Annotated in this window: 18 protein-coding genes; 5 read left to right on the plus strand and 13 right to left on the minus strand. The window is 74.6% G+C overall.

Annotation, left to right across the window (positions count from 1 at the left end):
* Nucleotides 1–7: 7 nt before the first annotated feature.
* Both ACFV4P_RS29295 and ACFV4P_RS29300 read right to left on the minus strand, forming a co-directional pair.
* Entirely contained in the window at nt 8–1,435 is a 1,428-nt protein-coding gene (locus tag ACFV4P_RS29295; RefSeq protein ID WP_380476202.1) for a HEAT repeat domain-containing protein, read from the minus strand.
* Nucleotides 1,436–1,728: 293 nt separating this feature from the next.
* On the minus strand, nt 1,729–3,204 hold the full coding sequence (locus ACFV4P_RS29300; RefSeq protein WP_380476204.1) for a hypothetical protein: 1,476 nt from the start codon (nt 3,202–3,204) through the stop codon (nt 1,729–1,731).
* A gap of 415 nt (nt 3,205–3,619) precedes the next feature.
* Between ACFV4P_RS29300 and ACFV4P_RS29305 the strand changes: the two genes are divergently transcribed.
* Complete coding sequence (locus tag ACFV4P_RS29305) at nt 3,620–4,780, plus strand: phosphotransferase (RefSeq protein ID WP_380476206.1); 1,161 nt, start codon at nt 3,620–3,622, stop codon at nt 4,778–4,780.
* Between the two features lie 7 nt (nt 4,781–4,787).
* Here ACFV4P_RS29305 and ACFV4P_RS29310 read toward each other — a convergent pair whose 3' ends face one another.
* From ACFV4P_RS29310 to ACFV4P_RS29325, 4 genes are all read right to left on the minus strand, one after another.
* On the minus strand, nt 4,788–5,912 hold the full coding sequence (locus ACFV4P_RS29310; RefSeq protein WP_380476208.1) for an acyl-CoA dehydrogenase family protein: 1,125 nt from the start codon (nt 5,910–5,912) through the stop codon (nt 4,788–4,790).
* 56 nt (nt 5,913–5,968) lie between these two features.
* Nucleotides 5,969–6,049: a putative leader peptide gene (locus ACFV4P_RS29315; protein ID WP_341869173.1), complete on the minus strand. Its 81-nt coding sequence runs from the start codon at nt 6,047–6,049 to the stop codon at nt 5,969–5,971.
* Nucleotides 6,050–6,054: 5 nt separating this feature from the next.
* Entirely contained in the window at nt 6,055–6,549 is a 495-nt protein-coding gene (locus tag ACFV4P_RS29320) for a hypothetical protein (RefSeq protein ID WP_073815938.1), read from the minus strand.
* Between the two features lie 825 nt (nt 6,550–7,374).
* Complete coding sequence (locus tag ACFV4P_RS29325) at nt 7,375–7,614, minus strand: DUF397 domain-containing protein (protein WP_380476210.1); 240 nt, start codon at nt 7,612–7,614, stop codon at nt 7,375–7,377.
* A gap of 178 nt (nt 7,615–7,792) precedes the next feature.
* On the opposite strand from ACFV4P_RS29325, the gene ACFV4P_RS29330 reads away from it, so the two are divergent.
* Both ACFV4P_RS29330 and ACFV4P_RS29335 read left to right on the plus strand, forming a co-directional pair.
* Nucleotides 7,793–8,371 (plus strand): PTS-dependent dihydroxyacetone kinase phosphotransferase subunit DhaM, encoded by a 579-nt coding sequence (locus ACFV4P_RS29330; RefSeq protein WP_380476212.1) that lies wholly within the window; start codon nt 7,793–7,795, stop codon nt 8,369–8,371.
* Nucleotides 8,372–8,527: 156 nt separating this feature from the next.
* The gene (locus ACFV4P_RS29335; RefSeq protein ID WP_380476214.1) at nt 8,528–9,457 is read left to right on the plus strand and encodes an NAD-dependent epimerase/dehydratase family protein; all 930 of its coding nucleotides are present in this window, start codon (nt 8,528–8,530) and stop codon (nt 9,455–9,457) included.
* Nucleotides 9,458–9,505: 48 nt separating this feature from the next.
* On the opposite strand, the gene ACFV4P_RS29340 is transcribed toward ACFV4P_RS29335, so the two are convergent.
* From ACFV4P_RS29340 to ACFV4P_RS29365, 6 genes are all read right to left on the minus strand, one after another.
* Nucleotides 9,506–9,985 (minus strand): NUDIX domain-containing protein, encoded by a 480-nt coding sequence (locus ACFV4P_RS29340; RefSeq protein ID WP_380476216.1) that lies wholly within the window; start codon nt 9,983–9,985, stop codon nt 9,506–9,508.
* A gap of 61 nt (nt 9,986–10,046) precedes the next feature.
* Nucleotides 10,047–10,643, minus strand: a complete 597-nt coding sequence (locus ACFV4P_RS29345) for an acetyltransferase (protein WP_073815930.1) — start codon at nt 10,641–10,643, stop codon at nt 10,047–10,049.
* A gap of 110 nt (nt 10,644–10,753) precedes the next feature.
* The gene (locus tag ACFV4P_RS29350; RefSeq protein ID WP_380476217.1) at nt 10,754–11,416 is read right to left on the minus strand and encodes a sugar transferase; all 663 of its coding nucleotides are present in this window, start codon (nt 11,414–11,416) and stop codon (nt 10,754–10,756) included.
* Between the two features lie 144 nt (nt 11,417–11,560).
* Nucleotides 11,561–12,739 carry a glycosyltransferase gene (locus ACFV4P_RS29355; protein WP_380476219.1) on the minus strand — a complete coding sequence of 393 codons (1,179 nt, stop codon included), beginning with the start codon at nt 12,737–12,739 and terminating at the stop codon, nt 11,561–11,563.
* The gene (locus ACFV4P_RS29360) at nt 12,732–13,541 is read right to left on the minus strand and encodes a polysaccharide deacetylase family protein (protein WP_380476221.1); all 810 of its coding nucleotides are present in this window, start codon (nt 13,539–13,541) and stop codon (nt 12,732–12,734) included. Before ACFV4P_RS29360 ends, ACFV4P_RS29355 begins: the two co-directional genes overlap by 8 nt.
* Nucleotides 13,542–13,920: 379 nt before the next feature.
* Complete coding sequence (locus ACFV4P_RS29365) at nt 13,921–14,181, minus strand: hypothetical protein (protein WP_380476223.1); 261 nt, start codon at nt 14,179–14,181, stop codon at nt 13,921–13,923.
* 365 nt (nt 14,182–14,546) lie between these two features.
* On the opposite strand from ACFV4P_RS29365, the gene ACFV4P_RS29370 reads away from it, so the two are divergent.
* Entirely contained in the window at nt 14,547–15,542 is a 996-nt protein-coding gene (locus ACFV4P_RS29370) for a polysaccharide deacetylase family protein (RefSeq protein ID WP_380476225.1), read from the plus strand.
* A gap of 81 nt (nt 15,543–15,623) precedes the next feature.
* Here ACFV4P_RS29370 and ACFV4P_RS29375 read toward each other — a convergent pair whose 3' ends face one another.
* Complete coding sequence (locus ACFV4P_RS29375) at nt 15,624–16,847, minus strand: MFS transporter (protein ID WP_380476227.1); 1,224 nt, start codon at nt 16,845–16,847, stop codon at nt 15,624–15,626.
* Nucleotides 16,848–17,221: 374 nt separating this feature from the next.
* Between ACFV4P_RS29375 and ACFV4P_RS29380 the strand changes: the two genes are divergently transcribed.
* A complete protein-coding gene (locus tag ACFV4P_RS29380) occupies nt 17,222–17,980 on the plus strand; it encodes a glutamate racemase (RefSeq protein ID WP_380476229.1) in 759 nt (252 codons plus the stop codon).
* Nucleotides 17,981–18,177: the final 197 nt, after the last annotated feature.

The raw sequence follows: 18,177 nt of genomic DNA on the forward strand, positions 1-18,177 counted from the left end.
CGTGACTCTACCGGTCGCGGGCCGTCAAACGGTCGCGAACGGCGGCATGGACTTCGGCTTCCTCGGCGGGGTCGGCGGCCAGTCGGCGCAGACGTTCGAGGACGCGGGCGTCTCCCGTGGTGGTGACGTGCGTGGCGGCGAGTTCCCGGGTGGACTCCTCGCAGTCCCACAGGCATTCGACCGCGGGGCCCTCCCCGAAGTACGGGTCGGTGACGGCGAGTGCCTGGGCGGCGCGGCCGCGCAGTTCCGAGGAGGCCGCTTCGCCGTACACGTGCCGCAGAGCGGGTACCGCGGCGTGTGCGCGGAGCCGGCCGATGCCGTCGACGAGGCTGCCGAGGGCGGTGCCGGTGACACCGTTCAGCGAGATCCACTGATGGAGTGCGGCGACCACCAGCGGGGCGTCGCAGGCTTCGCCGGCGTCGGCGAGGAGGCGGACGGCTGCTTGGCCGAGGGCGCTGTCGGCGCTGCCGGTGGCCGGGTCGGCCCAGCGGCGGGCGTGCCTGAGCGCCTCGGGACCTCGCATCCGGCCGAGCAGTTCCAGCGCGGTGGCGACGATCCGGTGGTCGAGGTCGGCGGCGGCGGTCTCGATGTACTCGGCCGCGGCCGGGTCGCGTTGCTCGACCAGGTGACGCAGCGCGGCGCAGCGGGCGCCGGCCGGTCCGCCGGCAGCGGCCTCGGCCAGCAGCGGCGCGTCCTCGGGTCGGACCACGGCGGTGAGGCAGCGGGCGGCCGCGGCGGCGCGCCGGGCGAGGGCTCCGGGTTCGGTGCCTTCGCCCTGGTCGGCCCAGGCGAGGACGTCGGCGGTGGACCAGCCCGGCGTGACGCCTTGCCGGTTGAGCTGCCGTTGCCACAGGTCGAACGGCGACTGCTCGCTCGCGGTGGCGACCCGCGGGTGGTGGACGGCCCACAGTCGCCAGACCCGCGGCTCGTACGCGGCGCGGATGGCTTCGCGCAGTTCGGCGTCGCCCTCCGGTCCGGACGGGAAGCGGTTCAGGACGGCGGGGGCCAGGGCGAGCAGGGTCTCGTCGGTGTCGCGCAGGGCGAGTTCGTCGAGGGCCCAGGCCCAGTTGGTCCCGGTCCTGGTGTAGGCGCGCAGCAGGTCGAGGGCGTCGCGGCGGCCGTAGCCGGCGAGGTGGCCGAGCACGGCAAGGGCGAGGCCGGTGCGGGCCTCGTCGGTGTCGGTGGCGTCCTCGGGGGAGGTGAGGTGGAGTTCGAGGCCGGTGAGGGGGGCCTCCAACTCCATGTAGAGCCGCGCGTAGTACAAGGAGCGGTTCTCGACCTGCCAGTCGGCGCGGGGGTCGTTGGTCACGCAGCTCTCGACGGCGGCGATCGCCTGGTCGCGGTCTGCGGCCAACGCATGCAGCTGCCCGTCTCCGCGGCCTCTCTGGAGGAGGCCGAGGAGGCTGGCGCTGGGCGCTATCACTGGCTCGAACATGAGGTCAGCATCCGTTGCGGCGGTCGTCGTGGCAACGGGATTTCCGTCGCCGGGGTCGGTTGGCACAGCTCAGGCGCCCGGGCGCCGGAATCACCGAAGGTTACCGCCTGGGGGGCCGATCCGCACACAGGGCAACGGATTTCCGCAGGTACGACTGTTTCCGGCCGCCTCCGCCCGCCCTGCCCGCACCGGGCCTCGGGCGCCGCTCGCGCCGGGGCGCCCGGTCCGTCCGTACCGGATCGACCGGTTCCGGAAGGCGGGCGCCCCGGCGTACGGGAGGTTGTCGGCCGGCCTCAGATCGGCCGGGGGGCGCGGGGTGCGGGCAGCGCCGCACGGATTCGCTCGCGCAGTTCCGCGACCTCCGGCCGGCGCTGGTGGCGGACGGAGAGCCGGTCCATTGCGCGCAGCCGGTCCCAGGTGCGTTGGGAGGAGGTCTGCCCGATCGAGTCGAGGACGCGGTTCGCCTGGGCCACGGCCGCCTCGGGCTCGTCCGCGATCCAGTGCGCGGAGGCGAGGGTGATCCGGTCGAACAGTGCGGAGCGTTCCCGGCCGGTCCGCTGCCGCAGCCGGATGGCCTGCTGGGCGTGGTGGACGGCGGCCGGGACGGCGCCGGTGTCGTGTTCGGCGAGGGTGCGGTGGGCCAGGGCCTGCATGCCGTGCAGTTCCGCCTCGTCGAACAGCGCCATCCAGCTCGGGGTGGGCCGGTCGGTCGATTGGACGAAGAGCTCCTCTGCCTCGCCGAGGGCGCGGTGGGTGGCGTCGGCCCGGCCGAGCGAGGCCTGCGCCCAGGCTTCGACGGTGCACAGCATGGCGCGGGTGCGGGGCAGTGCGCCGTCGGCGGGGCGGGTGCCGGCCCGGGCCAGTCGCATCAGGTCGAGGGCCTCGTCGGCGCGGCCGAGGTGGAGCATCTGGCGGGCGGCGCGGGAGACGGCCTCGCCGGCCCGGGGGCGGTCGTCGGCCTCCCGGGCGGCCTGCGCGGCGATCACGAAGTAGCGCTGGGCGGTGGGTTCGAGGCCGACGTCGTGGGACATCCAGCCGACCAGCACGGCGAGGTTGGCGGCGACCGTCCAGAGCCGGCGTTCCAGGGCGGCGGGGTGGCCGTGGGTGAGCAGGCCGCCGACCTCGTTGAGTTGGCCGACCACGGCCTTGCGCTGGAGTCCGCCGCCGCGGGAGGCGTCCCAGGCGCGGAACACCTCGACCGAGCGTTCCAGGGCGGCGACTTCGTCCTTTCCGACCGGCCCCGGTTCGTAGGCCTCGGTCAGGGGTTCGGGGCCGTCGCCCCGGGCGACGAGGGGGCGGGTGGCGGCTTCGGCGACCGCGCCGCCGGTGAGCCAGTCGTGCAGGTTGTCGGCGATGACCGCGCCCGCCGCGAGGGCTGCGGTGGCGCCGACCAGTCCGCGTCTGTTCAGCATGAGGTCCATTCCCGTGAACTCGGTGAGGACCGCGGCCGTCCGGTCCGGCGCCCCGGGTTCCGTCGGCGGTGTTGCCGTGCTGCCGGACCTGGCGGGTCGGTGCCGTTCGAGACCTAGGTCCTCGGTGGTGACGACACGGCCGAGCCGCTCGGTGAACACGGCGGCCAGCACCCTCGGCACCGGGTCGCGCGGGATTTCGCCCTGCTCGATCCAGCGCCGGACCCGGGAGGTGTCGGTGGACAGCTGTTGCTCGCCCAGTGCCGCACCCCGCCGGTTGACCAGCCTCGCCAGTTCGCCCTTGGACCAGCCGGTCAGGGCGAAGTGGTCGGCCAGTCTGCTGTTCGGCCCCCTGCTCAACTGAAGCCCCCAGGTGATCGGCTGAGCCCGACAGTAATGGCTCTGGCACATGCCGAGCGACCATTCGCCAGGGTTCGCCAGGGCGCGCTACGTGGTGTGCCAGTACCGATCGGGTGTCAGGTAGGTATGCGCCACCCCGACCTCGCGTCGGAACCGCCCCCGACCGGCCCGGATGTCGACCCGACGGCCTGTCGGGAGCCGTTCGCGGACGAGTCGTCCAGGGGGTGGCGCGACCGGGTGGCGCGGGGGCGCCGGGCATGGCACGGACGGTCGGACGGACGCATTTCCCCAGGGTGCGGCCGGTTCGCCGGGCCGGCTCCGTGCCCGGCGCCCGCGCTCCACCCGGCGGCCCCGACCCCTGTCCGTCCGGGCCTCGAAGCGTTGCCCCCGGTCAAGGAAGGACCCTCACCCGCCCATGTACTCCACAGCCGCCACCGGTATGCGACCGACCGCCCCGAACGGGGTGGACGGCGCGGCCACGCGCCCCCAACGCTCCGGACTGCGCCCCCCGACCGCCGGTGCGGGCCGTCCCGCGCCGCGCGCCGTGGAGCTGCGCGACCCGCGCGGGCGCACCACCCTGGTGACCCGCCCGATGCCGGAGCAGGCCGGGCGGCTCGGCCGTCCGATGCCGGGGCGGGGCGTGGAGGCGTTCGTGGATCGGGTGGATCCGGCCGCGCTGCAGACCCCGGGGGTGCGTGCGGCACTCGCCAACATCGCGCGGATATGTCCCGCGTTCCTGCCCCGGCAGGTGCTGCGCGAGGGCGCCCGGCACATTCTGGTCGCGGGCACCATCGGCCGGGCCCCGGTGGTCGCCAAGTGCCTGAACCCGGCGGCGCTGCGCGGCCCGCAGGCGGCGAAGCTGATCGACCGGTTCCACCACGAGGTGGCGGTGTACCGGGCGTTCGTGCGGCACCGCCCGCCGGTCCGGCTCCCCCGGCTGGTGGCGGCGGACCACGACCGCTGCGTGCTGGTGCTGGAGCGGGTGCCGGGCCGTCCGGCGGCCCGCGAGCGGCACCCGGCCAACGCGCCGACGCCGGGCGAGGTGCGTGCGGTGCTCGGCGCGGTGCGCACGCTGAACCTGTGGCGGCCGCCGACGGACGTGTTCGACCAGCCGCTGGACTACCAGCAGGAGATCGGCCGCTTCCACTCGCTGGGCCTGCTCACCGACCGGGACGCGGGCGACCTGCGCGCCCTGCTGCACGGCCTGTCCTCGGTGCCGCGCCAGCTGTGCCACGGCGACGCGCTGCTCGGCAACGTGCTGCTGGCCCCGACCGGCCCGGTCCTGCTCGACTGGGAGCAGGCCGGCTGGTACCTGCCCGGCTACGACCTGGCGGTGCTGTGGAGCGTGCTGTCGGGCGACACTGCGGCGCGTCGGCAGATCAGCCAACTCGCCCAGTCCGGCGGCACCTTGGCCCGGGACGCGTTCCTGGTCAACCTGACGCTGGTGCTGATGCGGGAGCTGCGCATCCACGACCTCCCGGGCGCGGGCGAGGAGCAGCGGATCATGATCCGCCGGCTGTACGACGACGCCGGGCTGGCCCGCCGCGCGGTGCGCGCGGCCGTCGGCACCCGCTGATCGGCCGTCAGTTCCCCAGCAGCGCTCCGCCGAGGGCGTCCAGAACGGCGTCCTCGGCGGGCAGTTGGGTGCGCAGGCTGAGAGTGTCGCGCAGGTGGCGCTCCAGCGGGTGGCGGCGGTCGAGGCCGGCGCTGCCGGTGAGGGTGAGCGCCTGCTGGACGGTGTCGGCAGCGGTACGGGCCGCCAACAGCTGGACGGCCGGGGCGCGTTCGGCGGCGGTCGGGTCGGCGTCGGTGCGGGCGGCGAGGCCGTGCACGAGTTCCTCGGCGCCGGTGAGCCGGGCGTCGAGCTCGCCGATCGGGCGGCGGTGTGCGGCGCTGCCGCGCAGGCGGCCGGCCGACCAGTCGAGCGCGGCCCGGGCGGTGCCCAGCAGCACGGCGGCGAGGGCGAGTTGACGCCAGGCGGCGGCGAGCGGCGGGCCCGTCGGGGCGGTGCGGGTCAGCAGGGCGGCGTCGGCACCGACCCGGGCTCCGGTCAGCAGGACGTCGTGGCCGGCGGCGGCGCGCAGGCCGAGTTGGTCGGCGGCGGGGTCGATCTCCAGTCCGGGGCTGTCGGCGCGGACCAGGAACAGGCCGGTGCGGGGCTGCGGTTCGTCGGTGCGGGCTTCGACGGCGAGCCAGGCGAGGGCTTCGGCGCCGGGACAGTGCGCGGCGCGGCCGGTGAGGTGCCAGGCGTCGCCGTGCCGGCGGGCGGAGACGGCGGGCGGGCGGCCGGGTGCGGAGCGCAGGGTGCCGACCAGGGCGGGGCCGCGGCGGGACTCGGTGAGCAGTCGCCGGTAGAGCGCGGCGGGCCAGGGCGCGGTGCGGGCCTGTTCGGCGTGGTGCAGCAGGGTGTGCGCGGTGAGCAGGGCGACGGAGGCGTCGCCGCGGCCGAGTCGGGCCAGCACCCGGACGGTGTCGGCGAGTCCGGCGCCCGGGCCGGCGTGACGCTGGCCGACCGTCAGGGTGAGCAGGCCGGCTTCGTGGACGGCTTCGATGCCCTGGTAGGGGAAGGTGCCGTCGCGGTCGTGTTCGGCGGCGCGGGCGGCGAGCAGGTCGACCACCCGGGGCAGTCGGCCGAGCGCCCGTTCGAGGGCGGTGCCCGTGGGTTCGACGGCGGTGACGGCGGGGGTGTGCGCGGGGGTGCGGGGCATGGCGGCGGGCCTCCGGGCGGGCGTGGTCGGTCGGGCGGTCCTGGACTCGGGGTGGGTCAGGACGCCGGACAGGCCGCGCCGGCGGTGCGCCGGAGGTCCACGTGCAGGCGGCGGGTGAGCAGCAGCGGCCGGGGCATCGCGCCTAGTCCTGCTGGAACATCTCCGCCGGAAGCGGCTTCAGGAGCTGGTAGAGGTCGTCCGAAATCGGTCGGTCCCAGGAGGCGATGGTGACCTGGACGTCGTCGCTGCGCCCGAACTGGGAGCAGTACAGGCGTCCTTCGCTGACCTTGACCTTCCGGACGATCAGCAGGTCGTCGCCGAGCATGACCGGGAAGTCCTCGGCGGAGACGAAGTCGACCGGCTCGTCGTTCTCCAGGGCGGCGAGCAGCTGCCGGACCTCGAAGGGGACGCCGTCCTCGCTGTCGCGGGCGGGCGATCCCTGCGGGACGTTGCCGATCAGCATGGCCGGGCCGCGGCCGCCGAGCAGGTCGTAGCGCAGGAAAATGCCTTGGCAGGAGCCGTCCGGAGCGGCCATGATCATGGCCCCGAACAGGCCGGGCCAGTCGCCCGGATCCATGGCCAGGACGTCGAAGTCCGGGCCGGCGGGCTGTCCGGAGCGACGGCGGAGAAATGACATGGGCCCATCGTACGTGCCCGGTGGGCCGGGGCCGGTGAGTGGGTCCGCGATCAGGCCGGGATCTACGCTCAGGGACCAATGTTGACTCTGAGCAACCGTCCGGGCTACGTTCGGTTCAGCACGAAGGCCGCTCCGGGCGAGATCCATTGGGTGCGGCTTGTCGCAGCGTGCCTTGCGCGCATTCCCTCACTGCGTTCGTGGCCGTGTGAGCTCAAGTCGTGCGAACTCACAAGCACCATTTGCTGATTCAATCGGTCTTCGCCCTCGCGGGAGCCTGCGGACGACGCAGCAGGCGTTGTGCGGTGGGCGGCCCGGTCGGGCGGCACACAAAGCCATATGGAATACCGAGCCAGGTCCGCGGGGGCCCTCCAGCCGTCGCGTTCGCGGACCTTGCCCGGATCACCGCCGCGTGGGGGCGTGCGGAATCCGGGTTTCGGCCCTGCCGGGGGGTAGCTCTTCCCGGTCGGGCCTGCTCCCGTCGCGACGGCTGCCGCACTCTGTGCGGCCAGGGGTGGGAGGGCCCGTCATCGGCGCCGGTGACGGGCAGCACAAGCGGGCGCCGTGCCAGACCGCGTGGGGGCGGTCGGCACGGCGTCTGCCTGCTCTTACTCTCTGGCAGGCTTGTCGGACAGTCAACAAGTTTCGGCCCATCAGAACTCTTTTGTAACCTCGGAGTATGCCCGCTCGTCATCTTTGCGAGCGGTTTCGACGGGTGCGGACCGGGGCAGTCCGGGCGTACCGGTCATGGCCGAAACGGCCGAAATCGGCCCGTGCGCGGCCGAATTCGACACCGGGGGGGCCGTTTCGGTTCGCGGGGCTCCGGTTTCAGTCCTTCTCCTGCCGCGCGGGGTCGAATTCGCCGTCCCGTGCGCCCAGTACGAAGGCCCGCCATTCGGCGGGGGTGAAGATCAGGGCCGGCCCGTCGGGCTCCGCGCCGTTGCGCATCGCGATGCAGCCCTCGACGAAGGCGATCTGCACACCGGTCGGGTCGTCGCCCGCGGACTGCCATTCGGCTCCGCTCACGTCCAGCTCGATCTTGCGCCGGTCCGCCGCCTGTGCCGCCATCCTGGTGCTCCCTCCGCTGCGGGTCATGTCGAGCTGCCAGCGTAGCCATCGCGGGCGGGCGGCTCGGCGGATCGCGCCGGGTCTGCCCCGGGGGTGGTCGAGATGGTCCGATCCGGCCGTGTCCGGCCGACACCTGTGCTAAAGGCGGGCGGCCGGGGTCCGTTCGAGGTAGGGATGGGTGACGATCAGTCAGCCACGCACCGGGGAGCAGCCGATGGACCAGCGGGACGGCAGCCGCGCCGACGTCATCCCGATCACCACCGCGCCGTCCGCCCCGCCGGTGGGCTCCGCCACCGGCACGTTGACCGCCCCGACGCCGACGGTGCCCCGGCCGTCCCGGCCGACCGGGCACGGGCGGGTGGGCGTGGTGCTGGTCTCGCACAGCCACGAGGTGGCGGACGCGGTGCGGGCGTTGGCGCTGGCGCTGGCGGAGTCGGACGATCCGGCGCCGGTGGTGGCGACCGGCGGCTCGATCGCGGACGGCCTGGGCACGAGTGCGGTGCTGGTGGCGACGGCGGCCCGCCGGGTCGACCAGGGCCACGGGGTGGCGGTGCTGTGCGACTTGGACGGGGCGGTGGAGACGGTGCTGGCGCTGCTGACCGCCGCGGACGAGCACGGCCTGCCGTTCCCGGTGCGGTTCGCGGACGCGCCGTTCGTGGAGGGCGCGGTGGCGGCGGTGGCGACGGCGACGGCCGGCGGCGACCTGGCGGCGGTGCTGGACGCGGCGGAGGAGACCGGGCGTCGTCCGAAGCGCTGATGCGGTCTCTGCCGGTCGTCGTACGAAGTGTGGCCGATGGGTCGGTTTGGGCCCGACCGGGCGGGTTTTCGGCCCGTCGGGCGGGTGGGCGCGGCTAGAGTCGGCGCATCGGCCCGGTGGGGGGATCCCCGGGCCCGGCGAGGGGTGGTGTGCGCGATGCGAGTGGTGATCACCGGCGGGGCCGGGTTCATCGGGGCCAATCTGGCCCGGGAGTTGACGTCCCGTCCGGAGGTGTCGGAGGTCCGGGTGGTGGACGACCTGTCCACCGGCAGCAAGGCCAACCTGGCGGGCGTGGACGCCACGCTGTTCGAGGGCACGATCCTCGATCCGGCGCTGCTGGACGCGGCGTTCGCCGGGGCGGACGCGGTGGTCCACCTGGCGGCGCTGCCGTCGGTGCCGCGTTCGGTGGCGGCGCCGCTGGCCAGCCACCACGCCAACGCCACCGGCACGTTGGAGGTGCTGGAGGCGGCCCGCCGGGCGGGCGGGCTGTACGTGGCGGCGGCGTCCTCGTCCTCGGTGTACGGCGCCAATCGGGAGTTGCCGAAGCGCGAGTCGATGCGCACCGCCCCGATGAGCCCGTACGCGGTGTCCAAGCTCGCCACCGAGGCATACTTGGGGGCGTACCACCACTGCTACGGCCTGGGTGTGCTCCCGCTGCGGTTCTTCAACGTCTTCGGTCCGCTGCAGCCGGCCGGCCACGCGTACGCGGCGGTCGTGCCGGCGTTCCTGGACGCGGCGCTGCACGGCCGCCCGGTGTCGGTCCACGGGGACGGGCTGCAGAGCCGTGACTTCACCTATGTCGGCACGGTCGCGCAGGTGCTGGCCGAGGCGGTGCTGCGCCGGGTGGTCAGCGCGGAGCCGGTGAACCTGGCGTTCGGCACCCGGACGACGCTGGTGGAGCTGATCGCCCTGATGGGCGAGGCGCTGGGCGCGCCGGTCGCCGCCGAGCACGTCGAGCCCCGACCGGGGGACGTGCGGGATTCGCAGGCCGACAACTCCCGGTTGCGGGAGCTGTTCCCGGATGTCCGGCCGGTCCCGCTGCCGGAGGGGCTGCGGCGCACCGCGGATTGGTTCCGGACGCTCTGAGGCGAACCGGCGTTCCGGGGCGCGGCGTTGCGCGCCCCGGGGGCTCGGCTACGCGCCGGACAGGGCGAAGTGCGCTGCGCTGTTTCCGGCCAGCGCCAGCGCGATCCGTTCCTGCACGGACGCGTCGACGGCGGGCAGCGCGTCCGGGTGGAACCAGGCGACTTCCAGCGACTCGTCGTCGTTCACGCACGCCTCGCCCGCCAACGGGCGGCAGCGGAAGGTCAGTTCGAGGTACTGGCAGCGGTCGCCGTTGGGGTAGTCGATCACCGGGGAGACGGTCACCGAGGTCAGCGCCTGCGGTTCCACCGTTACGCCGGTCTCCTCCAGGCACTCCCGCACCGCGGCGTCGGCGGGCTGCTCGCCCGGGTCGATGATGCCGCCGATCAGCGCCCACTCCCCGGTGTCGGCCCGCCGCCCGAGCAGCACCCGCCCGTCGTCGTCCACCACGACCAGCGTCACCGCCGACAGCCACAGGGCCCGCTGCCCCACCAGTTCGCGCAGTTCGGCCAGAAACACAGGAATTCCCATGCCCCGAGCCTACGGTGTGCCGGTCCGCGGGCCGGTCGGCGCAGCCGGTCAGGACAGCCGGTCAGGGCATGGGGCGGGCCGGGGAGCCGATCACGGTGGTGCGGGCGGGGACGTCGCGGGTGACGACGGCGCCGGCGCCGACGAAGGCGGCGGGCCCGAGGGTACGGCCCTGAAGGACGACGGCGTTGGAGCCGACGGTGACGTCGTCGTGCAGCAGGACGGCGCCGGAGACGTTCGCACCGGGGTAGACGGTGACGCGGGCGCCGAGGCGGGCGTCGTGGCCGACGGTGGCGTTGTAGTGGACCTGGCTGTGCGGCCCGAGGGTGACGCTGCTGGAGACGTGGGCGCCGCCCATCACCAGGCATCCGTCGGCGAGTTCGGTCTCGGGTGCGACGATCGCCCGCGGGTGCACCAGCGTCGCCGGCCGTCCGCCGGCCGCGTCCAGCGCCTCGGCCAGCCTCGCCCGCACCGCCGGGTCGGCGATGCCGATCAAGTACGCTGCGCCGGCCGGGAGTTCGTCGGGCTTGCGGACGGGCAGCCCGCGCACCCGCTCGCCCGCGAGCCGGTCGTCGAGGAACCCGGCGACGGGCACGCCCGCCGCGATCGCGACGTCCAGCGCCTCCCGGCCGACGCCGCCGGCGCCCGCGATCCACAGCATGTGTCCCTCTCCCCTCACCGCCTGCTCCCGGACCTTACGGCACTCCGGGCGGCGGCGGGACGATCCGCCACCGCCACCCGAGGGCCTGTTTGCAGGGGCGAATCGTTCCGTCAGCGGCGCAGTTCCTCCGGGGCCAGCCGGGGTGCGGCGGCGGTCGCCTGGCGGGGCAGGACGACCCGCGGGGCGGCGGGGGCCTCTGCGGGGATCGGGAAGCCCGGGTTGACGCCGCCGGCGGCGGTGATGCCGGTGGGGCGCAGCAGCATGCGGGCGGTGCCGACGAGGATCCGCAGGTCGAGCAGCAGGGTGCGGTGGTCGATGTACCAGAGGTCGAGTTCGATCCGTTCGGGCCAGCTGATGGAGTTGCGGCCGCGGATCTGGGCCCAGCCGGTGAGGCCGGGGCGCAGGGCGAGGCGGCCGCGCTGGCGGGGCGAGTAGTGGACGACCTGTTCGGGCAGGGTGGGGCGGGGGCCGATGACGGCCATGTCGCCGCGGACGACGTTCCACAGTTGCGGGAGTTCGTCGAGGCTGGTGCGGCGCAGCAGGGCGCCGAGGCGGGTGATGCGTGGCGCGTCGGGTTCGTCCTCGAAGCGTTTGTCGCGCATGGTGCGGAACTTGAGGATGCGGAACTCCTGGCCGTGGCGGCCGGAGCGGGTCTGGCGGAAGATCACCGGTCCGCCCATGGTGGCGCGGATCAGGAGGGCGATCACCAGGCCGAGCGGGACGGCGATGATCCCGGCCAGTGCGGCGACCGCGAGGTCCCCCCCTCGCTTCATTTCTCCCCCAACTGGGTTGGTGCGTTGTGGTGTTGTGGGCCCCGGTCGGGGCGGGTTGCGGGCGCGCCGGGCTGCGGGCGCGCAGAGACTGCGGTCCTTGGCGTGCGAGTGCGTGTGCGGGTGCGGTGGTGCGGGTGGCGCCGGTCAGTCGGTGGTCCAGGGCAGTCCGCGTCGGCGGGCGACGGCGGCGTAGGTCTCCAGGGAGATCCGGGCGACGTTGCGCTGGTCGAACTGTTCGAGGGCGCGGCGGCGTGCGGCCGTGCCCAGGCGTGCCCGCAGGGCCGGTTCGGTGAGGAGCCGGTCGAGTGCGGTGGTCAGTGCGGCGGCGTCGGCCGCGGGGGCGAGCAGCAGGTGCTGGTCGTGGGTGCCGATCTCGCGGCAGCCGCGGATGTCGCTGAGCACCATGGGCAGTCCGCCGGCGGCGGCTTCCATGCCGGAGCGGGAGAAGCCTTCCCGGTAGGACGGCAGGACGAACACGTCGAGTGCGGCGTACACGGCGGGCATGTCGTCGCGGCTGCCGAGGAATTCGAGTCCGGCTTCGGCGGCGCGCAGGGCGTCGGGCTTGTCGGGGTCGTCCGGTCCGATCCACACGAAGCGGGCCTTGCCGGCCAGCGCGCGGGCGGCTTCGGCGTACTCGCGGATGCCTTTCTCGGCGACCCGTCGGCCGACTCCGCCGACCAGCAGCTCGTCGTCCCGCACGCCGAGCCGGTTGCGCAGGGCGGTGCGCAGCGCGTCGCGGGCGGGGCCGGGTGCGGGGAAGCGGTCGAGGTCGACGCCGTTGCCGACGACGCGGGCGCGCCGGGCGGGGACGCCCCAGCGGGCGAGGGTGCGGTGGTCCTCGGCGTTCTGGTAGAGCTCGGCGTGCGAGAACCGGGCGGCGAACGCTTCGGCGCCGAGCACCAGCAGCCGTTTCGCGAGCGGGTCGTGGGCCTGCGCCCAGAGTCCGTGGCAGGTGTTGACGACGACGGGCACCCGGGCGAGCCGTCCGAGGACGCGGCCGAGGACGCCGGTCTTCGGGTTGTGGGTGTGCAGCACGTCGGGCCGGATCTCGCGCAGCGCGGCGAGCAGTTCGCGGGCGGCGGCGAGGTCGGCGGCGGGCTGCCAGGAGCGGGTGAGCGAGGGCAGCGGCCGGTGCTGGACGCCGAGTTGCTCGATGCGCTGCCGGTAGGGCCCGGGGGCGCTGAGGCCGTAGGTCTCCAGGCCGGCTTCGACGTCGACGGCCAGTTCGGTGGCGAGCAGCAGGTGCAGCGACATGTCGACGGTGGTGAGGTGGGCGACCCGCAGCGGCCGGCCGCCGTCGCCCTTCAGCCGCAGCTCAGGCACGGGCGCCCACCGCCTTCGCGGTGGCGACGATCCGGGCGTAGGCGCGTTCGGGGAGCAGTCGGCCGTGGAGCTTGGCGCGGAAGAAGTCGATCGGGTCGGTGCGGCGGACCGGCACCCGGTGCAGGCGGACGGGGTCGCCGCCGGGCAGGTTGCGGCCGACCTGGCCGGTGGCGCTGGTGCGGAACCGGGCCCGCAGCGCGGTCTCCATGTGCGGGACGGGCGTGCCCCAGGTGTAGGCGAAGTGGCGCGGCCGGGTGCCGAGGTGTTCCTCGACGTCGTCGCCGCAGGCGTCGAGTTCGCCGGTGGTGAGCAGTGCGGGGCGGGCGTGGCTGCGGGTGTGGTTGGCGACGGTGCACAGCCCGGACGCGGCCATTTCGCGCAGCTGCTCCCAGCCGATCCCGACGGCGGGGGCGCCCTTGGCGGTGGAGCCCTCCCAGCGCATCGGGCCGCCGACCATGCCGCTGGCCAGGTAGACGGTGAACGGCAGGGCGCGGTCGCGGAGGATCGGCCAGGCGGTGTCGTAGGTGTCGGCGAAGCCGTCGTCGAAGGTGAGGACGGTGCTGGGGGTGCGCAGGCCGGCGTCGAGGCGGTCGGCGGCGGCGTCCAGGGAGACCACGCGGCCGGGCGGGAGCTCGGCGAGCAGGTCGGCCTGGGCGGTGAAGTCGGCGGTGGAGAGGTCGAGTTCGTCGGCGGTGCCGCCGCCGATCCGGTGGTAGATGAGGACGGTGGCGCCCTCGCCGGGGACGCGGCCGGCCGCGCGGGCCAGCTGCTGTTTGACCTTCGTCCTGATGCCGGTGCTCACGCCTGCGGTCGTGCCTGTGCTCGTGCCCGTGCCGGTGTTCGCGCTCGTGCCGGTGTTCGCGCTCGTGCCTGTATGTGCGGCGTCGACGGCGTTGCTCGCCATGACTTCCCCCTCGCGGTGCCCCCGCACCGGACCAGTACGGTCGCGGTGCCCCCGCACCGGACCCTGATGTCTCCCCCGGCCCGCGGCTTGCGCGGGCGATGCGTCTCACAGTAGGGGGAAGTGTGGTGCCACTGCTGCGGAAAAGTGAAAGAAGTGCGGAGGTAGGCCGAAAATCGGCCGATCCGACCGGCGCTGCCCGTTAGGTGAACGTTTCCGGCCGTTCGCACCCCTTGTGGCGCCGTGCCCCAAGCACCCCGGGACCGTTCAGGGGCCCCGGTCAGGACGCGGTGCCGCGCCCGGGCCGCAGCAGCGCCAGGCCGACCCGGGCGAGCAGCAGCACGCCGGTGGCCAGACAGCCGGTCACCGCCATCACCCAGGCGGGGCCGTCGCTCTCCGGGACCAGGAAGGCGACCAGGATGCCGAGCACCACGCAGCCGACGCCGACCAGGGACAGCAGCAACTGGTGACGGCGCAGTGCGCAGCCGCCGAACACGGTGGACCAGCGCGTAGTCGGCCGGTCACTTGGGGTGTCTGCCATGCCCTCCACGGTAACCCGGCCGCGCCCGGCGGGCCACGGCCCTTCGGCCCTGGTCAGCGGCCCCGCGGCCGGTCTCCGGCCGCCCGCGCGGGCCGTTGTCGGGCGGCCCCGGTCGGCCGTTCGGACGGTTTCCGGTCGGCCGCCGGAAGCCGCCTGCGAAATCTCGCCGTCCGCCGTACAACCATCCCGCCACGTCGATGGTCTCCACTACATTGAGCGATCCAGGAGCCGTCCGACGTGCGGGTCGGGAGTACCCGCCGCGGGCTAGATCACTCGGGAGCGGAGCCGCCGTTCCCGGGGTCGGAGGCCGGCTCCGCCTGCCGACGGTACCGCCACGCCGCATGCCGGCGACCGAGGGGGGAACCGTGTCGTACGCCACCACCGCTGCCGCCGTCTGCGCCCCGCCCCAGCCTGCCGCCGTCCCGGCCGCCCCCGTCCGGGCGGAGCAGCCGCGGGACCGGAGCAGTTGGCTGCGCTTCAGTCCGGCCCAGCCGTTGTTCCGGGCCCGGGCCGCGCAGCGGCTGGCGGTGCTCGCCTATCACGGGATCACCGATCCGCGGTCGTTCGGCGCCCAGCTGGACCGGCTGCGACGGTTGGCGACCCCGGTGTCGGTGCAGGACGTGGAGCGCTCGCTGGCCGAGGGCCGGCCGCTGCCGCCGCGTTCGGTGCTGGTGACCTTCGACGACCCGGACCGCACGGTGCTGCGGCACGCGCTGCCGGAGCTGGTGGCGCGCCGGATCCCGGCCGCCGCGTTCGTGATCGCCGAGCTGGTCGGCACCGAGCAGCCGTTCTGGTGGCACGAGGCGGCGTTCCTGGCGCGGCACGGCGGCCGGGCCCGGCTGCTGCCCGGCGGTGGGGACCCGGCGCGGGTGCTGGCGCTGCTCAAGGCCCTGCCGGACCCGGACCGCCGGCGCAGCCTGGCCGAGCTGCGGGTCTCCGCGTACCGCCGGCCGCCGGCCCAGGAGCAGCTGCTCCCGGAGGACCTGCGGGCGCTGCGCGAGGCGGACGTCACGGTGGGCAACCACACGCTGGGGCATCCGTCGCTGCGGCGCTGCGACGAGGCGACGGTGCGGGCGGAGATCGCGGGCGCGCACCTGTCGCTGACCCGCTGGCTGGGCGAGGCGCCGTCGGCGTTCGCGTACCCGGACGGCGGGTTCGACGAGCGGGCGGACGCGGTGCTGCGCCAGCTCGGCTACCGGCTGGGTTTCCTCTCCGACCACCGGCTCGGCCCCCGGCTGCCGGCCCATCCGCTGCGGATCAGCCGCCTCCAGGTCGACTCCACCACCTCGACCCGCCGATTCGACACCATCCTGTCGGGTCTGGAGCCGGCCGTTCAGCGCCTGCTGGGCGCCCAGGCGTAACGGCGCAACGGTCCGTCGGGCGTAACGATTCGCCAGTCCGCTGCTGGGCGGGCGGGCATGGGTGTGGGTACGGGCGGGCGGTCAGGCGGTGCTGGTGGGCCGGATGTTCCGCATCCGGCCCACCGCGTACACGCAGCCGGCCAGGGCGAGGTCGGAGAGCAGCATGAAGCCGATCGAGTAGCTGCCCTTGGTGCTGTAGATCGCGCCCATGACCAGCGGCGGGACGAACCCGCCGAGGCCGCCCATCGCGCCGACGATGCCGGTGACGGAGCCGACCTGGGCGACCGGGGTGACCTGCGAGACCAGCGCGAACACCGAGCCGCTGGTGGTGCCGAGGCCGGCGGCCATCAGCAGGAACGCGATCGTGCCGACCGGGCTGAGCGCCGGGTCGAAGGCCTGCACGACGGCGAAGACCGCGGTCAGCGCGAGCGCCCAGCCGGTGACCACGGCCGGGTGGACGCGGTCCGACAGCCAGCCGCCGAACGGCCGGAAGACGACGGTGACGAGCGCGAAGCCGGCCGCCTTGGTGCCGGCGTCGGTCGCCGACAGGTGGTACCAGGTCTTCAGGTACGTCGGCAGGTAGACGCCGAACGCGACGATGCCGCCGAAGCCGATCGCGTACAGCCCGGACAGCTCCCACGTCACCCGCAGCCGCCCGGCCCGGCCCAGCCGGGTGGCCAGCGAATCGGTCGGCACGGCCCGGTCGGGGCGGTCGCGCAGCAGCAGCGCGGCGAGCACGGTGTACGCGGCGAGCGCGATCGCCATCACCAGGAACGGCAGGTCGTGGCTGTGCTTCCACAGCCGCGGCGTGAAGTACCCGGACAGTGCGACGCCGCCCATGCCCATGCCGAACACGCCGAGGCCCAGGCCCCGCTTGTGCGCGGGGAACCAGGAGTTCACCAGCGGCACCCCGATCGCGAACGTGGTGCCGCCGAGCCCGAGGAAGAACCCGACCGCCAGCAGCGCCCCGTACGAGTCCCGGGCCGGGATGATCAACAGCACGGGGACGATGGTCAGCGCCGAGATCAGCGGGAACATCAGCCGGGCCCCGTACCGGTCGGTGAGCGCGCCGACCGGTACTCGGCCGAGCGAGCCGACGATCACCGGGACGGCGACCAGGAACGACTGCGCGAACGACGTCATGTGCAGGGTCTTGTCGAACTCGCCGGCCAGCGGCGCGATCAGGTTCCACGCCCAGAACGTCAGCGCGAAGCCCACCGTCGCGACCACCAGGTTGGTGTACGCCGTCCCCGACACCCGCTCGCTCGCCGGCACCCGCTCGTTCGAAGTCGTCACCTGTCCCATGGGACCCAAGCCTCCGCACCCGCCGCCGCCCGCCCCGGCCGACCCGGCCGCACCACCGGACCGCCGTCAGCCGAACGGAGCAGGCGGCGGACTCAGCGCCCGGCCGGCGGCATCTCCCACGGGTCCTGCGGCAGCGACTCCCCCGTCTCCAGCAGCGACTTCAGGTAGGTGGCGTACTCGTAGGTCGGGACGGGATCGCTGCTCATGGCGCACTCCGCTCTGCCGGGGTCACGGCTGCCGGGCCATCCTGCCGACGCCCTCCGACCACTCGCAAAGGCTCGGCCCTTCCACAGAAGGTTTGAACGCGTTCAAGAAAGGGTGGGCGATGCTCGCCGGACCGGGGTCCGCGCCGACCGGAGGTAGAGTCGTTGCTCGTGAAGATCGCCCTCGTGGACTCCGGAATCGGCCTGCTCGCCGCCACCGCCGCGCTGCGCCGCCTGCGGCCGGACGCGGACCTGGTCATCTCCTGCGACCCCGACGGCATGCCGTGGGGCCCCCGCACCCCCGAGGACATCACCGAGCACGCCCTCGCCTGCGCCCGCGCCGCCGTCGCGCTGGAGCCGGACGCCCTGGTCGTCGCCTGCAACACCGCCTCCGTGCACGCGCTCGCCCGGCTGCGCGCCGAGTTCGAGCCCGAACTGCCCGTGATCGGCACCGTCCCCGCGATCAAGCCCGCCACCGCGGCTGGCGGCGTGGTGGCGATCTGGGCCACCCCGGCCACCACCGGCAGCGCCTACCAGCGCGGCCTGATCGCCGAGTTCGGCGGCGACGCGAGCGAGGTCCACGAGGTCGCCTGCCCCGGCCTGGCGGAGGCCGTCGAGCACGCCGACGAGGACGCCATCGCCGCCGCGATCGCCTACGCCGCGGCCCGCACCCCGGCCGCCACCACCGACGTCGTCCTCGGCTGCACCCACTACGAACTCGTCGACGACCGCATCGCCTCCGCGCTGGCCGTCCCCGCACGCTTCCACGGCTCCGCCGACGCCGTCGCCGCCCAGGCCCTCCGCCGCATCGCCTCCCCCACCCCCGGCGCCGGCACCCTCACCGTCCTGCACTCCGGCCGCCCCGCCGCCCTCCAGACCGCCGCCCTCAACTACCCCCAGGGCGAAGTCCTCATCGGCGCCCGGGTCTGACCCTCCCCGGGGCACCCGCCCCCACTGGGCTCCGCCGGGGGCCTCGACCCGATCCACCGGACACGCCCTGCCGCGAGCACACCCTGTCGCCCCGACGGCATCCCTCACGCCCCGCGTCGACCAGCCGCAGCAGACTGCCCCCGCGCCGCATCCCGAGGTCGGCCCGTCGGGCGGCCGGCTTGCCCGAGCGGCTGCCC

This window comes from Kitasatospora sp. NPDC059795, assembly GCF_042732175.1.
Taxonomy (GTDB): Bacteria; Actinomycetota; Actinomycetes; order Streptomycetales; family Streptomycetaceae; genus Kitasatospora.